This is a genomic window from uncultured Gimesia sp., assembly GCF_963976445.1.
Classification (GTDB): domain Bacteria; phylum Planctomycetota; class Planctomycetia; order Planctomycetales; family Planctomycetaceae; genus Gimesia.
In genome coordinates this window covers 41437-57953 of sequence record NZ_CAXBKP010000014.1, presented here as the reverse complement: position 1 = coordinate 57953, position 16517 = coordinate 41437, and the positions used below count along the sequence as shown (strand labels likewise).

At 48.7% G+C, this 16517-nt stretch carries 10 protein-coding genes; 8 read left to right on the top strand and 2 right to left on the bottom strand.

Translation table 11 applies throughout. From position 1 onward, the window contains the following. Positions 1 to 2: 2 nt before the first annotated feature. Positions 3 to 2249 carry a serine/threonine protein kinase gene (locus AAC022_RS16080; RefSeq protein WP_339732578.1) on the bottom strand — a complete coding sequence of 749 codons (2247 nt, stop codon included), beginning with the start codon at positions 2247 to 2249 and terminating at the stop codon, positions 3 to 5. A gap of 498 nt (positions 2250 to 2747) precedes the next feature. On the opposite strand from AAC022_RS16080, the gene gyrA reads away from it, so the two are divergent. The 5 genes from gyrA to AAC022_RS16055 all read left to right on the top strand — a co-directional run bounded on the left by gyrA (position 2748) and on the right by AAC022_RS16055 (position 10615). Then, a complete protein-coding gene (gene gyrA / locus AAC022_RS16075) occupies positions 2748 to 5543 on the top strand; it encodes a DNA gyrase subunit A (protein ID WP_339732577.1) in 2796 nt (931 codons plus the stop codon). 52 nt (positions 5544 to 5595) lie between these two features. Next, positions 5596 to 6618 carry a dTDP-glucose 4,6-dehydratase gene (rfbB, locus tag AAC022_RS16070; RefSeq protein WP_339732574.1) on the top strand — a complete coding sequence of 341 codons (1023 nt, stop codon included), beginning with the start codon at positions 5596 to 5598 and terminating at the stop codon, positions 6616 to 6618. Positions 6619 to 6713: 95 nt separating this feature from the next. Then, the gene (locus tag AAC022_RS16065) at positions 6714 to 8033 is read left to right on the top strand and encodes a UDP-glucose/GDP-mannose dehydrogenase family protein (RefSeq protein ID WP_339732572.1); all 1320 of its coding nucleotides are present in this window, start codon (positions 6714 to 6716) and stop codon (positions 8031 to 8033) included. Between the two features lie 120 nt (positions 8034 to 8153). Then, positions 8154 to 9264 (top strand): peptide chain release factor 2 gene (gene prfB / locus AAC022_RS16060; protein ID WP_339732570.1). Its coding sequence is split into 2 segments (ribosomal slippage): positions 8154 to 8222 and positions 8224 to 9264, totalling 1110 coding nucleotides; the frame shifts between segments, so codons are not numbered across the junction. 52 nt (positions 9265 to 9316) lie between these two features. After that, the gene (locus AAC022_RS16055; protein WP_339732568.1) at positions 9317 to 10615 is read left to right on the top strand and encodes a DUF1080 domain-containing protein; all 1299 of its coding nucleotides are present in this window, start codon (positions 9317 to 9319) and stop codon (positions 10613 to 10615) included. On the opposite strand, the gene AAC022_RS16050 is transcribed toward AAC022_RS16055, so the two are convergent. Beyond that, positions 10599 to 11396 carry a hypothetical protein gene (locus tag AAC022_RS16050; protein ID WP_339732566.1) on the bottom strand — a complete coding sequence of 266 codons (798 nt, stop codon included), beginning with the start codon at positions 11394 to 11396 and terminating at the stop codon, positions 10599 to 10601. The genes AAC022_RS16055 and AAC022_RS16050 overlap by 17 nt on opposite strands. A gap of 254 nt (positions 11397 to 11650) precedes the next feature. Here AAC022_RS16050 and AAC022_RS16045 point away from each other — a divergent pair, with 254 nt between their 5' ends. From AAC022_RS16045 to AAC022_RS16035, 3 genes are all read left to right on the top strand, one after another. Continuing rightward, the gene (locus AAC022_RS16045; protein WP_339732564.1) at positions 11651 to 13960 is read left to right on the top strand and encodes a serine/threonine-protein kinase; all 2310 of its coding nucleotides are present in this window, start codon (positions 11651 to 11653) and stop codon (positions 13958 to 13960) included. A gap of 152 nt (positions 13961 to 14112) precedes the next feature. After that, complete coding sequence (locus tag AAC022_RS16040) at positions 14113 to 15093, top strand: aspartate carbamoyltransferase catalytic subunit (protein WP_339732561.1); 981 nt, start codon at positions 14113 to 14115, stop codon at positions 15091 to 15093. Further along, positions 15090 to 16370 carry a dihydroorotase gene (locus tag AAC022_RS16035; protein ID WP_339732558.1) on the top strand — a complete coding sequence of 427 codons (1281 nt, stop codon included), beginning with the start codon at positions 15090 to 15092 and terminating at the stop codon, positions 16368 to 16370. Before AAC022_RS16040 ends, AAC022_RS16035 begins: the two co-directional genes overlap by 4 nt. The last annotated feature ends 147 nt before the right edge of the window (positions 16371 to 16517 follow it).

Sequence of the window (16517 nt, the reverse complement as noted above, 5' to 3'; positions counted from 1 at the left end):
TTTCAAGAACTATGTGGATGATTAGGCCAACTGGCCGAAGTTGAGCCTTGCTCGGAACGCTTTTCCGACTGCTGGCGAGACCAGTCCCATTCACGGCGTTCGGTCAGAACTCGCATCACAAAATACCAGACCGTGAAAATCAGCAGGCAACTCGTCACCAACACAATCAAACCATATTCAATGAGCCAGCTGCGCATTTCGGCAACGGGACGTAAAGCCATACTACGCCGTTCCTGAACAACAGCAGTCCAACCGGTGGTACCGATTGGCGAGAAGGCTGCCAACCAGACGTTATCCTGATCATCCTCTGAAAGTACTGCTTCTACAGGATCATGATAATCGTTAACCACCGCGGGCATAGGACCAGACTGTTTTTTCTGCTGCGCCAACATCGATAATTGCAACTGATTGAGGTGCTTCTCCTTGAGAACCAATCGATCTACTTCTTCACGGCTCATTTTCCGTAGCGTATTTGTTGTCATTCCAGGATGTGCCAACACTTTTCCGTCACGGTTATCAATCAGCGCAATCTTGCGATCTCCAATTCGTTCCGAATTACCACGGATGCTTTCATCGAATCCCGTGAGCAATTGATCTAGATGCGTTGTCCGGGCCAAGACCCCCAGCACATTTTCCTCTTTCGAATCCCATACAGGAACAGCGATTGCCACCATCCATTGGTTAGTCGCGTCACTCATAAACACCTGACAAATGTAAGGTTTGGTAATCGGCTTGATACCTTCAGGAGCTTTACCCTTGGGGTACTCCAACCCAAGTCCATGAAAGTAGTCACGATGAGAAAAATCCTGTCCAATCGTGGGTCTCACCGGATCACGCCAAATCTGCGTTCCATTCGCATTGGTGAGAAACCAACTCGCATCTTTCTCTCGTTTCAACTCTGTCCGTTTCTTGTCAACTAATTCTTTCTCTTGATTCAGATAATCAGATATCGCCTGAAGTGTGGATTCTTCGGGCAATTTTTCATCCTGATACTTCTGAAGGTTTTGTCTTAATAGTGTTCTGGTAGAGAGGTCGACAAGATGTTCCTGGCGATCCTGGAGATCCCGTTCCATATATTGCGACAATAAATCCGCTGAAATGTAATCACTACTAAGAGCCCGGTCCGTCAGGTTTTCCCGAAATTTATGTACCATTTGATTAACGGCTGCCCCCGCAACCGGGATCAGGCCCAGAATTAACAGAAGCGGTCCGATAATTCCCAAAGCAATCAAAGGCCTTCTGGCTCGATGCTGCTCTCTTTGAAGCAAACTGCTCAACACCGCTTGCGCATTAGGAAACCGCTTTTTGGGGTCGGGCTCCAGGCAACGATCAACAATTTCAACCAAACGTCGATCCACTCCAGTGACTTTTCGGTGTTCAGCAGGACGCGGCGCAGTCCGAATTAAATCTCGATAGGCCTTCAATTTTTCTTCAAGCGAATCCAATTTTCGTATGGCCAGTTCATTTTCAGCCGTCCGATAAGGCGCCTTGCCACACAACATATGATAGAGCAGGGCCCCCAACGCATAAACGTCCCACCTCGAATCAGGAACGGCCTGCAGATCAGCCTGCTCGGGGGCCATGTAATATAATGTCCCCAGAGAAGGGCTTTGCTCGTCTGAAAGTCGGGATTGTCCAAAATCACAAAGCCGGGGTTCAAAATTGGCATCGATCAGAATATTCGCCGGCTTTAAGTCACAATGCAAAATCCCTCGGCCATGCGCGTGAACCAGTGCCAGTAAAACGGTTTTGGCAATTCGTACCGCTTCGGAAACAGGCAAAGGCTCTGCATCCAAAAAGGAAGAAAGCGAGCCGTTCTCCAGGTACTCCATCATGTAATAGGGCGGGTCGCTATTCCAGCCAACCCCCTGTAAGCTGATGATATGCCGGGAGGTATACAATTCTGCCAGCTTCTCGACCTCCCGATTCAACAAGGACCAATCCAAGCCTCGACGGTAGGTATAAAACTTAATCGCGACATTCTTCCCGGTGTTCTCTTCCTGCGCCAGCCATACGGAGCCATAAGAGCCTTCTCCCAGAGATCGAATCATGACGTATCCGGGGATTTTTGTAGGTAACGAGAACCTGTCTTTACTCAAGTGAGCAGCATGCGACTCCTCTTCAGGAGATTGTTTCAGAGTTTTTTCGTGTGATTCTTTATAATTTAATTCAGAATCCTGCTGTTCCCGGTCTACAGCAGGGCTATCCGTAGCAGGTTCTAAATTCTCTGGAGGTTCTGATTCATTCATAGGAAAAAACAGCTTTTATAAACCCTGCTTTCGGAAGGGAATTCCATGCGTGATTTCGATCTGAGAACACCCACGGATACTTTCTCTATTCTATGCAACGAACGTGTTCCCCTCAATGATTAATCTGAGAACGTAACTTATTGATTTTCAAGGTTTTTCTCCCTTAGAAGGCTGCAAAATTCAGGTGCCTTGTTAGTTGTGAATTCGCGTGAATTTGACTACAATTTGAAGATGTTTTAAGGACTGGAATTCTGCAGCGAATTACTTAGCTTTTAACCTTGGTTTTGAGAGAAACGGCTGACCCTCTATCGAGTTTTTTTCAATAAAACTGGCATCCATTTTAACGTAATCAAATCGTTTCCGGAGTGTCAGAGTTAGTTCCCAGTGCATCTTCTTAAACGACTGCTCGTACTGGCTATGCACATTATGGGCTAATTTCAATCAGACAACAATTGAGACCAAACTATCTGTAGTTAATTTCCTTAAGGAGAACAAGGATTGGCTAGCGACAACGGCGAAAAGCCGAATATTGATCCGAATATTAAATACCTGGACATCCAGGATGAAATGCGCGACAGCTACCTCACTTATGCAATGAGTGTGATTATCAGCCGCGCGCTACCTGATGCACGCGATGGTTTAAAACCATCTCAACGCAGAATTCTTGTCGCCATGAACGATTTGAACCTTGGATCAAGTTCATCTCGGGTAAAATGCGCAAAGATTTCCGGTGACACTAGTGGTAACTACCACCCCCATGGTGACGGATCCATTTACCCCACACTGGTCCGTTTAGGACAAGACTGGGTGATGCGAAACGTCCTGATTGACAAACAGGGTAACTTTGGGTCTTTGGCGGGATTGCCGCCGGCTGCCATGCGTTACACCGAAGCACGACTTTCTCCGGTCGCTGCCGAAATGCTGGACGATATCAATCGGAACACCGTTGACTTTGTTCCCACGTATGACCAGAGAAACAATGAGCCGGTTGTCCTCCCTTCCAGATTTCCCAACCTGCTGGTTAACGGTTCCAGTGGGATTGCGGTCGGTATGGCAACCAGCATCCCCCCTCAAAATATGGGAGAAGTCTGCGACGCTGTCACACTGTTGATCGACAATCCGGATGCCACCATTGATGAAATTTTGCAGGTCATGCCCGGCCCTGACTTTCCAACCGGCGGAATCATTTGCGGTCGCTACGGCATCCGGAAAGGTTACGCGACAGGTCGGTCTACCGTCACACTCCGTGCCCGCACCCACTTCGAAACCGAAAAACAATCGGATGTGATCGTCGTCACTGAAATTCCTTATATGGAAACACGTGACCGGATCCGGGAAAAACTGGAAACACTGGTTCGCGATGATCGCGTCAAGGGAATCTCGCGCATTGTCGACCTCACAGACCGCAACGTCCCTCCCTGGAAAGTTCATCTGCAGATCATTCTGAAACGGGATGCAGACAAAGAAGTCGTGCTCGCTCAGTTATTCAAGTTTTCTCCCCTGCAGGGCACCTTCAGCCTTATTCTGTTGGCACTGGTTGGAAACCGCCCGGAAACACTGTCTGTCAAAGAATTAATTCAGCAGTTTATCCTGCACCGAATTGACGTCATTCGCCGTCGGACCGAATTCCTGCTTGCGGAAGCACGCAAGAGAAAGCACACCGTCGAAGGTTTGATGATTGCGCAGATTGACATCGACGAAGTCATCAAAACCATTCGCAATTCTTCCAGTCGAGCCGAAGCCAAAATCAGTCTGCAAGGCATGCAGGTTGACGGTAAGTTAATCGAACGCGCGCTTGGTGCAGACGGGTTTATGGAATATCAGACCGAACAGGGAGTTCATGAATATTATTCCCTGTCTACCAATCAGGCCGAAGCCATCGTCTCAATGCAATTGGGCTCTCTGGCAAACCTGGAACGCGAAAAATTGAGTGATGAGCATAAAGAACTGCTCAAAGACATCGCTGAGTATCTGCACCTGCTGTCTGATGAAGATCACATTCGCGATATGATTCGCGATGATATGCTGTACCTTAAAGGGAAGTTTGCTGACAAACGGCGTACTGATATCAACGATGATGAACTAACCGACGTCAACCGGGACGATCTGATTACAGAAGAACCCATGGTGGTGACGCTTTCACAACGGGGTTATATCAAACGCACGCAGTTGAATACCTACCAGGCGCAAAACCGAGGTGGTAAAGGCATCAAAGGTGCCAAAACCGACAATGAAGATCCGATTGAGCACCTGTTCGTTGCCAGCACCCACTCCTACTTGTTGTTTATTACCAACAGAGGACGCGTCTATTGGCAAAAGGTCTATGACCTGCCTCTGCAGGGGCGTACTGCCAAAGGCCGTGCGCTGGTCAATCTGCTCTCACTTCAGGAAGATGAAACCGTTTCAAATTGCGTTGCCGTACGTGAATTTGATGAAGAACGCTTCCTGATAATGGCAACACAAAATGGGATTATCAAAAAATCACCACTTTCTGCCTACAGTCGCGTACAGCGCGGCGGCATCATCGCGATCAAACTCGACGACGATGATGAACTGGTCGAAGCGCTGATCGTGTCCCCTGGAGAAGATTTGCTACTGGCGACTTCTGAGGGAATGTCGATTCGATTCGCTCAATCTGACGCGCGCAGCATGGGACGCAATACCCGAGGCGTAAAAGGGATCCGACTTGCCAAAACAGGGAACGTGATCGGAATGGTGATTGCCGATTCTGAAAACTGCTTATTAAGTGTTTGCGAAAATGGTTACGGCAAACGGACTCCCTTTGGATTCATCCCTACGGCAGATGAAACGGACGAAGAATTACCTGAAACGGAAGAAGAGGTTTCCGCCAGCGATACTGACGTCGAAGATGAAGCTGAAGCTGATGCTGAACAGGAAACACGTAGCGGAATGCACTACCGCCGTCAAAAACGAGGAGGCAAAGGGGTCCGGGACATTCGCACCTCTGCAAGAAACGGTCAGGTCGTAGATATTCTTTCTGTTGCCGAAGATGATGAAGTCCTCATGGTCACCAAAAATGGGATCATCCAGCGCGTGCGAGGACGAGAAATCAGCCAGGTTGGCCGTAACACACAGGGAGTGCGAGTCATCAAACTGGATAAAAACGACAAGCTTGTCTCTCTGGCACGAATTCCAGCCGAAATTGTCGATGAATCTGAGGGAGATGAGACTCTGAGTCCTACAAACACAGTTGAGGAGACTGCCCCCGAAGGAACTACGACGATAGAAGATACGACGACAGAAGACAATAATCCAACTTCAGACCAGGAATAATTTTTGCATCCCAGAGAGCCATTAAGAATTCCTGACAAGGATTGAGATTTCCATGAAGCAAATATTAGTGACTGGTGGTTGTGGATTTATTGGATCAAACTTTATCCGGTATCAACTTTCAGAGTACCCGGAACAATCAATTACAAACCTTGACAAGTTGACTTATGCAGGCAACCTGGAGAACCTGAAAGAGTTTGAATCACACTCTGGCTACACTTTTGTCAAAGGTGATATTACCAATCAGGATCTGGTTGACTCTCTGTTACAATCAACCAGATTTGATGCAATAATCAATTTTGCTGCGGAATCACACGTCGACCGCAGCATCCTTGATTCTGGCCCTTTCATTCAGACTAACATTGTGGGAACTCAAGTCCTGCTGGATGCCGCTCGCAATCAGGAAATCAACCGGTTTCTCCAAGTTTCCACCGATGAAGTTTATGGCAGCCTGGGCGCAGAAGGCCTCTTTACAGAACAAACACCACTTGCCCCCAACAGCCCTTATTCGGCGTCGAAAGCATCCGCAGATCTGCTCGTGCGAAGTTATGTCAAAACATTTGACTTACCGGCAATCATCACCCGTTGCTCAAATAATTATGGCCCCTATCAGTTTCCGGAAAAACTGATCCCACTCTTCATTTCCAATGCAATGGAAGATAAACCATTGCCGATTTATGGCGAGGGCAAAAATGTCCGTGACTGGATCCACGTCCTCGATCATTGCCGGGGAATTGATGCCGCATTGAGAAAAGGGGAACCAGGCCAAGTCTACAACTTCGGCGGCAATGCAGAGATGCAGAACATTGAAATCACACGATTGTTACTCAAATTATCGGGAAAACCGGAAACACTCATTCAATATGTCACAGATCGCCTGGGGCACGATATGCGATATGCCATAGACTGTCGAAAAGCAGAAGCCGAACTAGGTTGGAAACCAGAAATGGAATTCCACGCTGGACTGGAAGCCACATTCAAATGGTATCAGGAAAATCGAGACTGGGTAAACCGAATTCGTTCTGGAAAATACCTGCAGTATTACGACCAACAATACGGGAACCGTTTAAACAAATAGCCGTTTTCAATCAACTCATTTGAAATGGGAGAATGCACGATCACGGAATCCATCGTGAATCGATCTCGGCTGAAGCAGAAAACCTTGAGAGCTCTATGAAAATTGCAGTAATTGGTACCGGGTATGTCGGTCTGGTCACAGGCACTTGTTTTGCCGAAAGTGGAAACGATGTCACCTGCGTCGATATCGATGAAACGAAAGTCCAAAAGCTGAAGGCGGGGGAAATCCCGATTTATGAACCCGGCCTGGAAGAAATGGTCAAGCGTAACACGAAAGCGCGGCGGCTGTTATTCACAACCAGCTATGAAGAGGCAATCCCAGACGCAAAATGCATCTTTATCGCCGTCGGTACGCCACAAACAGCTGATGGGTCTGCCAATCTGGATAGTATCTGGAAAGTAGCAGAATCCCTGGCCCCTCTCTTATCGAAAGAGGCCATCGTCATTATCAAAAGCACGGTCCCGGTCGGCACAAACCGGAAGCTGGCCGAGCAACTGAAGGCACTGACAGGCAGAGAGGTCGATGTCGCATCAAACCCGGAATTCTTAAAAGAAGGCGCCGCGATTGATGATTTTTCTAAACCAGATCGCGTTGTCGTCGGCGTTTCTCGACCTGAAGTTTCTGAGGTATTACACGAGCTTTACAAACCATTTCTGCGAACAGAACATCCGTTTCTTTCAATGGAACTGGAAAGTGCAGAGATGACCAAGTATGTCGCCAATTGCATGCTGGCGACAAAAATCAGTTTCATTAACGAAATGGCTAACCTCTGTGAGCGTGTGGGAGCCGATATCAATCAGGTACGTCGTGGCATCGGTCACGACCAGAGGATTGGCTTTTCATTTCTATTCCCTGGAGTCGGCTATGGTGGATCCTGCTTTCCCAAAGATGTCTCTGCATTGATCTCGGTCGCCAGAAATCAGTCGATGGAGCCCACAATCCTCAACGCCGTCGATCAGGTGAATATCGCACAAAAAAGGGTGTTGTTTGAAAAAATCAATCGTTACTTTAAAGGCGACTTGAAGGGAAAAACATTGGCAATCTGGGGGCTGGCCTTCAAGCCCAAAACAGATGACATCAGAGAAGCTCCCTCACTTGTCCTGATCGATCAATTATTAGAGGCAGGAGCCCACCTGAAAGTCCATGACCCCGTGGCCATGAAGAATGTCAAAGCCCTATATGGAGACCAGCTAGTCTATTCTGATCATCACTATGATACGCTTGAAGAGGCGGATGCCTTAGTCATTGTCACAGAATGGAATGAGTTTCGGCACGCTGACTTCGATTACATCATCCACAAGCTATCGTCCCCTGTGATCTTTGATGGGCGTAATTTATACGATCCAGAAAGTATGAAACAGAAAGGCATCGAATACTTTGGAATCGGCCTTAGCTCTGTTAAAGAAAAGACCTGATTCGCCATACGTTTCTGACTATTAGTACACAAATCCCAAAGCACCTGATAATCCTGCGAGGCAGAAATTCGCTCAAACGCGAACACCGCCTTGTTTGAAATCATCTTGAAAGAAAACAGCATGGACCACGAACTGAAAGCTAAATGTACGGGAATCATCGATCGCATCGTCAAACTACGAGACTCTCTTTGACTATGCTGACAAGAAAAAACGGGCTGCGGAAATCAATGAACTGATGGGCGCCGCCGGCTTCTGGGACAACCAGGAAAAAGCACAAGAGCTGGTCACTGAAATGCGTCAACTCCAGTTGGTAGTGAAGCCCTTAACCGAATTGATTACGGGTGTAGAAGACCTCGAAGTTCTGCTGGAATTCATTGAAGAAGAAGATAGCGAAGAAAGTATTCCAGAGCTTTCCGCAACAGCCGACCGATTGGAAACCTCACTCGATCAGCTGGAACTTCAGGCAATGATGTCGGCTCCGGAAGATGGCTCTGCCGTCTATCTTAGTATCCAGGCTGGAGAAGGCGGAACGGATTCGTCTGACTGGGCTGAGATGCTGCTGCGCATGTATTTGCGCTGGTGCGAACGTCGCGGCTTCAAAGTCGAAATACTCGATCGCTCTGACGCAGAAGAAGCCGGCATCCGCAGTGCCACCATTCGCATTGAAGGTGATTACGCCTATGGTTACCTGAAGGGTGAAACTGGCAACCATCGTTTAATCCGCATCAGTCCCTTCGATTCCGCTGGACGCCGCCATACGTCTTTTGCAGCCATTGATGTTTCTCCGGACATGGGGGAAGTTGCAGAAATCGAAATTAATTGGGACCAGGACATTCGTGAAGATACCTATCGGGCCAGTGGAGCAGGGGGTCAGCATATTAACAAAACGGATTCCGCGATCCGCCTGACCCATCTGGCATCGAACGCTGTTGTGCAATGTCAGAACAACCGCAGCCAGCATAAAAACCGGGCGGAAGCCCGCAAAATGTTAAAGGCAAAACTGTTCCAGATTGAACAAGAAAAACGGGATGCCGAACTGGCTGCAAAACGGGGCGGAAAATCCAAAATTGGATTTGGAGGCCAAACCGTTCGCAACTATGTTTTACACCCGGAACAGTATGTCAAGGATGCCCGCACCGGCCACAAAGCCGGTAATCCCGGTCCCATCCTGGACGGTGATCTGGATGGTTTTCTGGAATCATTTCTCCGCTGGGGTATGACAGATAATTAGTCAGCAACAATTGAAAAACAGTGTTTTATACTTAGAGACTGGAGAGAACATCATGCCGCGAAAAACCGTTAACTGCATCGTTTTAAGTGCTTTGTTCCTGACGGGTTGCCTGAAAGTCGAGCATCCTTCGCCTCCAGCAAAATCACATGCAGAACCCCAAGCCAAAGAAGTGGCGGTAAAAGTAACTAAACCGGAAACCGCTGCCGAACCAGCGGGAAATATCATCCCTGAAACCGGCCTGACGGACGAAGAAATTGCAGCAGGCTGGATCGCCTTATTTGACGGGCACAGCCTCTTCGGCTGGAAAGCCAACAACGACGTCAATTGGCACGTCGAGCAAGGCGTGATCAAAGCGGATTCAGGAAAACCCGGGCTGCTGCTGACGACATCACCTTTTGCTGATTATGAATTGAAATTTGATTTTCGTTTAACTCCTGAAACAAACAGTGGTGTTTTCCTCAGAACGATTTTTGATCCTAAAGATCCCGTCAAAGATTGTTATGAACTCAATCTCTGTGATCAGAAAACTGAATATCCGACCGGAAGCTTAGTCGGTCGCAGCAAGATTCAAAAGCCGGTTCCCGCCAGTCAAGAATGGCAGTCATTTATCGTACGTCTGGAAGGCCCTAAAATCCAAGCCTCGCTTAATGGAAAAGAGGTTCTGAATTTCACAGACACTTCCGAGAATCTCCGCAAAGTCGGTTTTATTGGTTTGCAGAAAAATGCAGGCGCAATTGAGTTTCGAAAGATTTATCTAAACCCCCTGCGGATGTCGACTATTTTTAACGGCGTTGATCTCGCCGGCTGGCGCGTGGTTCCTGGATCGAAAAGTAAATTTGAAGTCGTCGACAGTACAATTCACGTCACTGCCGAAAAACAGGGTTACCTCGAAACCGAAGAGACTTGGGACAACTTCCTGTTTCAGGCAACAGCCAAATCCAATGGCAAAGCATTGAACAGCGGCTACTTTTTTCGCGCGATCGAAGGTTCTGAAAAGGGCATGGCAAATGGCTATGAAGTGCAGATCCACAATGGATTCAAAGATAAAGACCGCACCAAACCGGAAAACGCAGGTACCGGTGCCATCTTTAGAAGAACGGAAGCCAGGCGCGTCGTCTCAAATGACAATGAATGGTTTACCACAACCCTTTCCGCTTATGGCTCGCATATCGCTGTCTGGATTGACGGATATCAAGTCACAGATTGGAATGACACCCGTAAACCCGATGAAAATCCACGCAAAGGACTGCGGCTGAAAGCAGGACATATCAGTTTGCAAGGTCATGATCCGACCACAGACCTGAATTTCAAAGACCTGAAAGTCAGCACTCTGCCTACGGAATCGCCTTAAGCTGCAAACTTCGCTTGACGGCCTGGAATAATTCCTGTTCGGGAGCCACCTTACAGATCACGGCTTCGATGCCCCGCAGCTTCGCGGCCGAGATCGTTTCAGGGTGCGCCAACCCCATCACCCCAATTATTGGGGTCCCTGCGACCTGAGGCGCCAACTGGTTCACAGACTTTTCCCAAGGATCCAAATCAACAATCAATAAATCGGCGTCTTCATTGCAGGTATCCTTCGCAATCCGTCCCCCCCAGGAAACAAGCATCTCTTCCAACATGATTCGATAGTCATAGTCACCAGACTCGACTTTGATCAGGGGGGCACTCGCTTCAGAATCGAGCCGAAATGAGTGATCTGCAGCTTCAACCAGAAAAATCTCATCGCGGCCTGCCGTCAGAGGAAACGCTTCTCGGTTCCCCCTGATAATCTCCCATTCCAATTGAAGGCGTGATGAAATAGATCGCGCGGGAACTCGGATACTAAGAGGCCAAATTGTTCTGGTCCGACCATCGGCTTCGCACCAGACACCATAGCAGCAGACAAAACGGGATATGGGAAAACGACTGACCAGTTCACTTAATGTATGTCGTACGAACTCATCCGGCCAGTTCTGACAAATCAGGATCAAATCGGGAAACGTCACCTCGTTCGGAATTGCTACCAGGCTGGAACACGAAACAATCTGCGCGCCCCCGTAGATTTCACGTACCGAATCAAGCACCGGTCTCATTTCACTGGTTTGATCGTTTCCAATAATCAAGACTGTCTTTTGCGGCGTTTCATTCATCAGCCAATGATTTCTTCTCAAATGAGCACACGAACATTTACTTTCAACAAGCTTTATACCCTAAATTACCATTTGAAGAAAAGACCGCTCTCTGATTCGATCTGATATCACGCAAGACAGATCTCTCTTGCGAAAACTGCCATTTTTTGCCATAAATCACTCTCTTCTGCGTGGAATGGTTGCCACCAGAAGAATCTGACACCACAAGTAGTTACGCCTTCGGCAATTTTGACTTAGAAAAGGATTTCTTCACTTTGCTCGACCCTCCCTCAAAAGAGCTGTTACAACGTTTAACAAAGCTCAAGCTCTGCACTGCAGCAGATCTGAGGCGTTGTCGGCGGCGCGTGAAGAAATTAGCGAGAGGGATTCCTGCATTCGACTCTGTCTGGATTGACGCACTTGTCCAGGCGCAGAAAATCACGCCATTCCAGGCACGCACCCTGGAGTCAGGAACTCCGGAACGTCTGGCTGTGGGTCCCTATTTGTTGATTTCGGAATTAGGGCAGAGCCACAAATCCAGCACTTATGTTGCCAAAGCCCCTGAAAGCACAGAACTCTGTGCGTTAAAAATTACCAGGCCCCAATCTGAGAATTTGAACCAGATCCAGCAAAACTTTCAGCATCTCCTGAAACGTTTGCAAGGTCTACAGCATCCCTCTCTGATCCTCCCACGAACCATTAAACAACTACCTCAGCAGTTCGTTATTATCAGTCGTTATTTTCCCTCAATAAAACTCTCGGAACTGCTGATCCGTCGAGGTCGATTTCCCGTGCAGGTCGTACTTGCCATCGGTGCTCAGTTACTCGATGCTTTAGCGATGCTGGAAAAACGGAATGTGATCCACGGCGACATCCGTCCCTGGAATGTGCGACTGGCTCCAGATGGAACTGCTGCGCTGGTTGATACGGGCCTCGAGCCGATCCTCTCACCGGAACTCACAATTCATGCTTCACTGCCACCGCGCTGTTATGATGGCATCGCGCCAGAACTGATCGGCACAGGCCATCACCCAAATGCAAAAAGCGATCTTTATGCCTTAGGCTGCTTGCTCTGGGAACTGCTGGCGGGACGACCTCCGTTCACAACCGGAGACCCGCTTGCCAAGCTGGCTTGCCATCAGACCAAAACCGTACCCGATATTCGCAGCTGGGCACCGGAAACTCCCACCGCAATTGCAGAGGCTCTGGGAAAATTTATCTCTCCCGATCCACAGCAGCGTCCCGCTACGATTCAGGAAGCACAAAAGTTATGGCCCTCTCAGCCGCAGGCGACACGCAAGCCGTTGATGAAATTTCACGCCTCATTTCAGAACCAGAGTCCCCGCTCACACGCTGATTCAACGTCTGGAAAATCGGGCAGATTACCACTGATTGCGGCGCTGATTTTCGTACTCTCAGGATTATCACTAACCCTACTCGATGAAGGGGCCCGCAGCCAGTTATTGAAAATCACCTCGCAAGTCTCATTCAACCAGCAGACTGTGACAGAGAAAGAATCGACGTCTACAGAATCGCAGCTAGCGAGTCCATCTGCCCCGGAACATATCAGCAAACAGTTGATGCCTCCTCCCAATGAAAATGGAATCATTCTATTAGATTCATCAACTCCCTATGAATCAACAAAAATCACGACGGTAGGCTCGCTGACAATCAAAGGAGTCTCTGAATCCCCTGCGATCATTCATGTAGAGGACGAAGCCTTCAGTGTCGTGGCAGAACAATTGACTCTGGAAAATGTGATTCTCGTCAGTCACACCAGCAATTCCCAGCCCAGGCACGATGCTGCACAAGAAATACACCCCGCCTCACTTTTGAACGTGACCGCTCAGAGTATCATTCTCAAATCCTGTTTCTTCGCACAACTGGATGATCAACGCGAATCCAGAACGAAAATCAACCGCAGTGCCATCTACTGGAAACCCATTGATGCCCAGCAACGCACGAGAAGCCATTTAGAAATACACAATACGGTATTTGCCGTGCCCGAACATGCCATCTATCTGACTCATACTCCCCAAAGCCTCTCTTTAAGTAACTGTCTGAACATTACTTCACATTCCACGCTCTTCTTCGAACAGCCACCCGAAGTCGACCAGCAAATCAGCATCAGCCTGAAAAATCTCACCTTGCGAAATTCGGGCCCTCTGCTTTTGTTTCACTGGATTGATCAGAAAATCATTCCGGGAGCCATTCAGATCGAAAGCCAGGATTGTGTCTTCGACTTGACACAGTCAGCACTGATCCAGGTTACTGGTTCCAAACCGCCTGAAAACTGGCTTTCTTCAGTCGCGTTTGCCGGTGAAGGCTCGGTCGCCTCTTCCGATATCCAGATCGCTGGCTGGCAGACAACTGAAAAACAGCCCTTAGAAGAACTCAATACCGCCAGCATGTTGATTGAAGGCCTGTCTACCGGAAAATTCAGATATGCAGCTCCGTTGAGCCTCGCTCCGGCTGACTCAGTCATCACGGAAGCACAGGTTCCCCGAAAATCGGCACTCCCTCCCGGCATTCAGGCTGAACATTTCCCTGATTTCCTGTCTCGCCTGCAAACCCTTAAAAACTAGGAATCAGTCGGGAATATCTCTGAGTGCGCTCCTTGAAGGGAGCAGGGGGGATTGGTAATATCTCTTCAGTCCTGTAGAAAACCTCTCAGACGGGATCGACCGATTTTTAATCTCCCGATCTGAAAACGCACACGTTCAAATCTGAAGTGACTATGAATATCGACCATGAGTATCGAACAGACATTTCCAGGGGTTGGACGCGTAAACATATTTTAGGACTGCAGGACCTCTCAAAAGACGAGCTCAATATCATCCTCAATCAGGCTGCCGAGTTCAAACGCTTAGCCGCGATTGGTGAAACGAAATTGACTCCGCTTGCCGGTACAGTGGTGGCGAATTTATTCTTCGAACCTTCTACCAGAACCCGTATCAGCTTCGGGTTGGCTGCAAAACGATTGAGCGCAGATACCGTCGACTTTACCGCGTCAGGCAGCAGCCTCTCGAAAGGGGAAAGTTTTGTTGATACTGCTAAAACGATTGAAGCCATGGGCGTTTCTTACGTCGTTGTCAGACATAAAACTCCCGGTGCTCCCCAACTGCTGGCACAACATCTCGATGCCAACATTCTAAACGCCGGTGATGGCACTCATGAGCATCCCACGCAGGCCTTACTTGATATTTTTACCATCCGGGAACACTTTGGTAAGATCGAAGGGCTGACCGTGACGCTGGTCGGCGATATTCTGCACAGTCGGGTTGCCCGATCCAATATCTGGGGGCTCAAAAAACTGGGTGCCCATGTGATTGTTTGCGGACCGACGACACTCATCCCCAATGAAATCTCCCGCATGGGAGTCGAAGTTTCCAATAATCTCGACGACGTCATCCACCGCACTGACTGCCTGAATTTGCTGAGAATCCAGTTTGAGCGACAACGGGGGCATTTTTTCCCCTCGATCCGTGAATACGCTCACCTGTTCGGTATGAATAAACAACGAATCAGCAAAGCCAAAGATGACGTTCTGATTCTGGCACCGGGCCCGATCAACCGTGGTGTCGAAATCACACCCGATGTGGCAGACGGCCCGCATTCTGTCATTCTGGGGCAAGTCAGTAACGGCTTAATCATCCGCATGGCCTGTCTCTACCTACTCCACCTACAGCGTACTGCTTCCTTGGGAACACCAGGATGAAATCAATCCTAATTAAAAATGGCCGCATCATCGATCCCTCGCAAAATCTGGATGTGCTGGGCAATCTGCTGATCGAAGCTGGTAAAATCAAAGGCCTGTGCGAAGCAACCACAACTGCAGATGAAGTCATTGATGCAACAGGGCTGATCGTCAGCCCGGGCTTGATTGACCTCCACGTTTCACTCTGTGAACCCGGATTTGAAGAAGATGAAACAATTGAAAGTGGTACCGCGGCTGCCCTGGCAGGCGGGGTCACATCACTGGGATGTCTGCCCAACACCTCACCGGTAGTGGATGATCGTTCTTCTGCAGAGTTCATTCTGCTCCAGGCTGAACGTGCCGCCAATTGCCATGTTTTCCCCTTAGGGGCTGTGACCAAAAACAACGAAGGAAAAGAACTCGCGGAAATCGGACAGCTCGTTGCCGGCCAGGCCGTCGGTTTCACCGACGCAGATCAGCCGATTGAAAATGCGGAAATCATGCGATGTGCGCTGGAATATACACGCATGTTTGACCGCCCGATCCTGAATCGCCCTCAAGTACCTGAACTGGCCGATAAAGGGCAAATGCACGAAGGCTTTTACTCCACGGTTCTCGGATTAAAGGGAATCCCGGCAGCGGCAGAAGAAATCATGGTCAATCGTGATATTGCGTTGGCTGAGCTGACTCAAGGACGTATTCACCTGATGTGTATTTCGACGCAAAATAGCGTTTCCCAGATTCGACGAGCGAAGCAAGCGGGCATTCACGTGACTGCCGACGTCACACCACATCATCTGACACTAACTGACCAGATGCTGGAAACCTACGATCCGAACTATAAAGTTTTACCACCACTGCGTACCCAGGAACACATCGATGCCCTGATCGAGGGTCTCAAAGATGGTACGATTGACGCGATCTGCTCGGATCATACACCTCATGCGCCTGAGAAAAAGACCGATGAAATTCTGGGAGCCGACTTCGGCATTATTGGGTTAGAAACCCTGCTTCCGATCTGCATCCAGAGCTTGATCATTCCCGGACATCTATCATGGCCTGAATTAATCAGCAAGCTCACTTGTGGCCCGGGAAACATCTTAGGCCTTCCCAAAGGGACACTGGCAGATGGCGCCGACGCAGATATCACCCTGATCAATCCAGAGATCAAATACCAATTGGAACCGGGCCACCTGAAATCAGCCAGCCAAAACACGCCATTTCTGGGAAAAGAACTGCAAGGCAGAGCGGAAATCGTCATTGTTTCCGGCGAAGTACGCTATCGTGCTGAAAAATAAAAACTTCGACACACAAATTGATCGAAGTTGACGTTCCCTTTAGTATCATCGACAATAGAAGCAGGCTATAGGAGAGCACTTCTATTGCGGGAACAACCTCTGGGTTGGCATGGTTGCCCCAATGGTTCCAAAAAACTCTTCAATCAC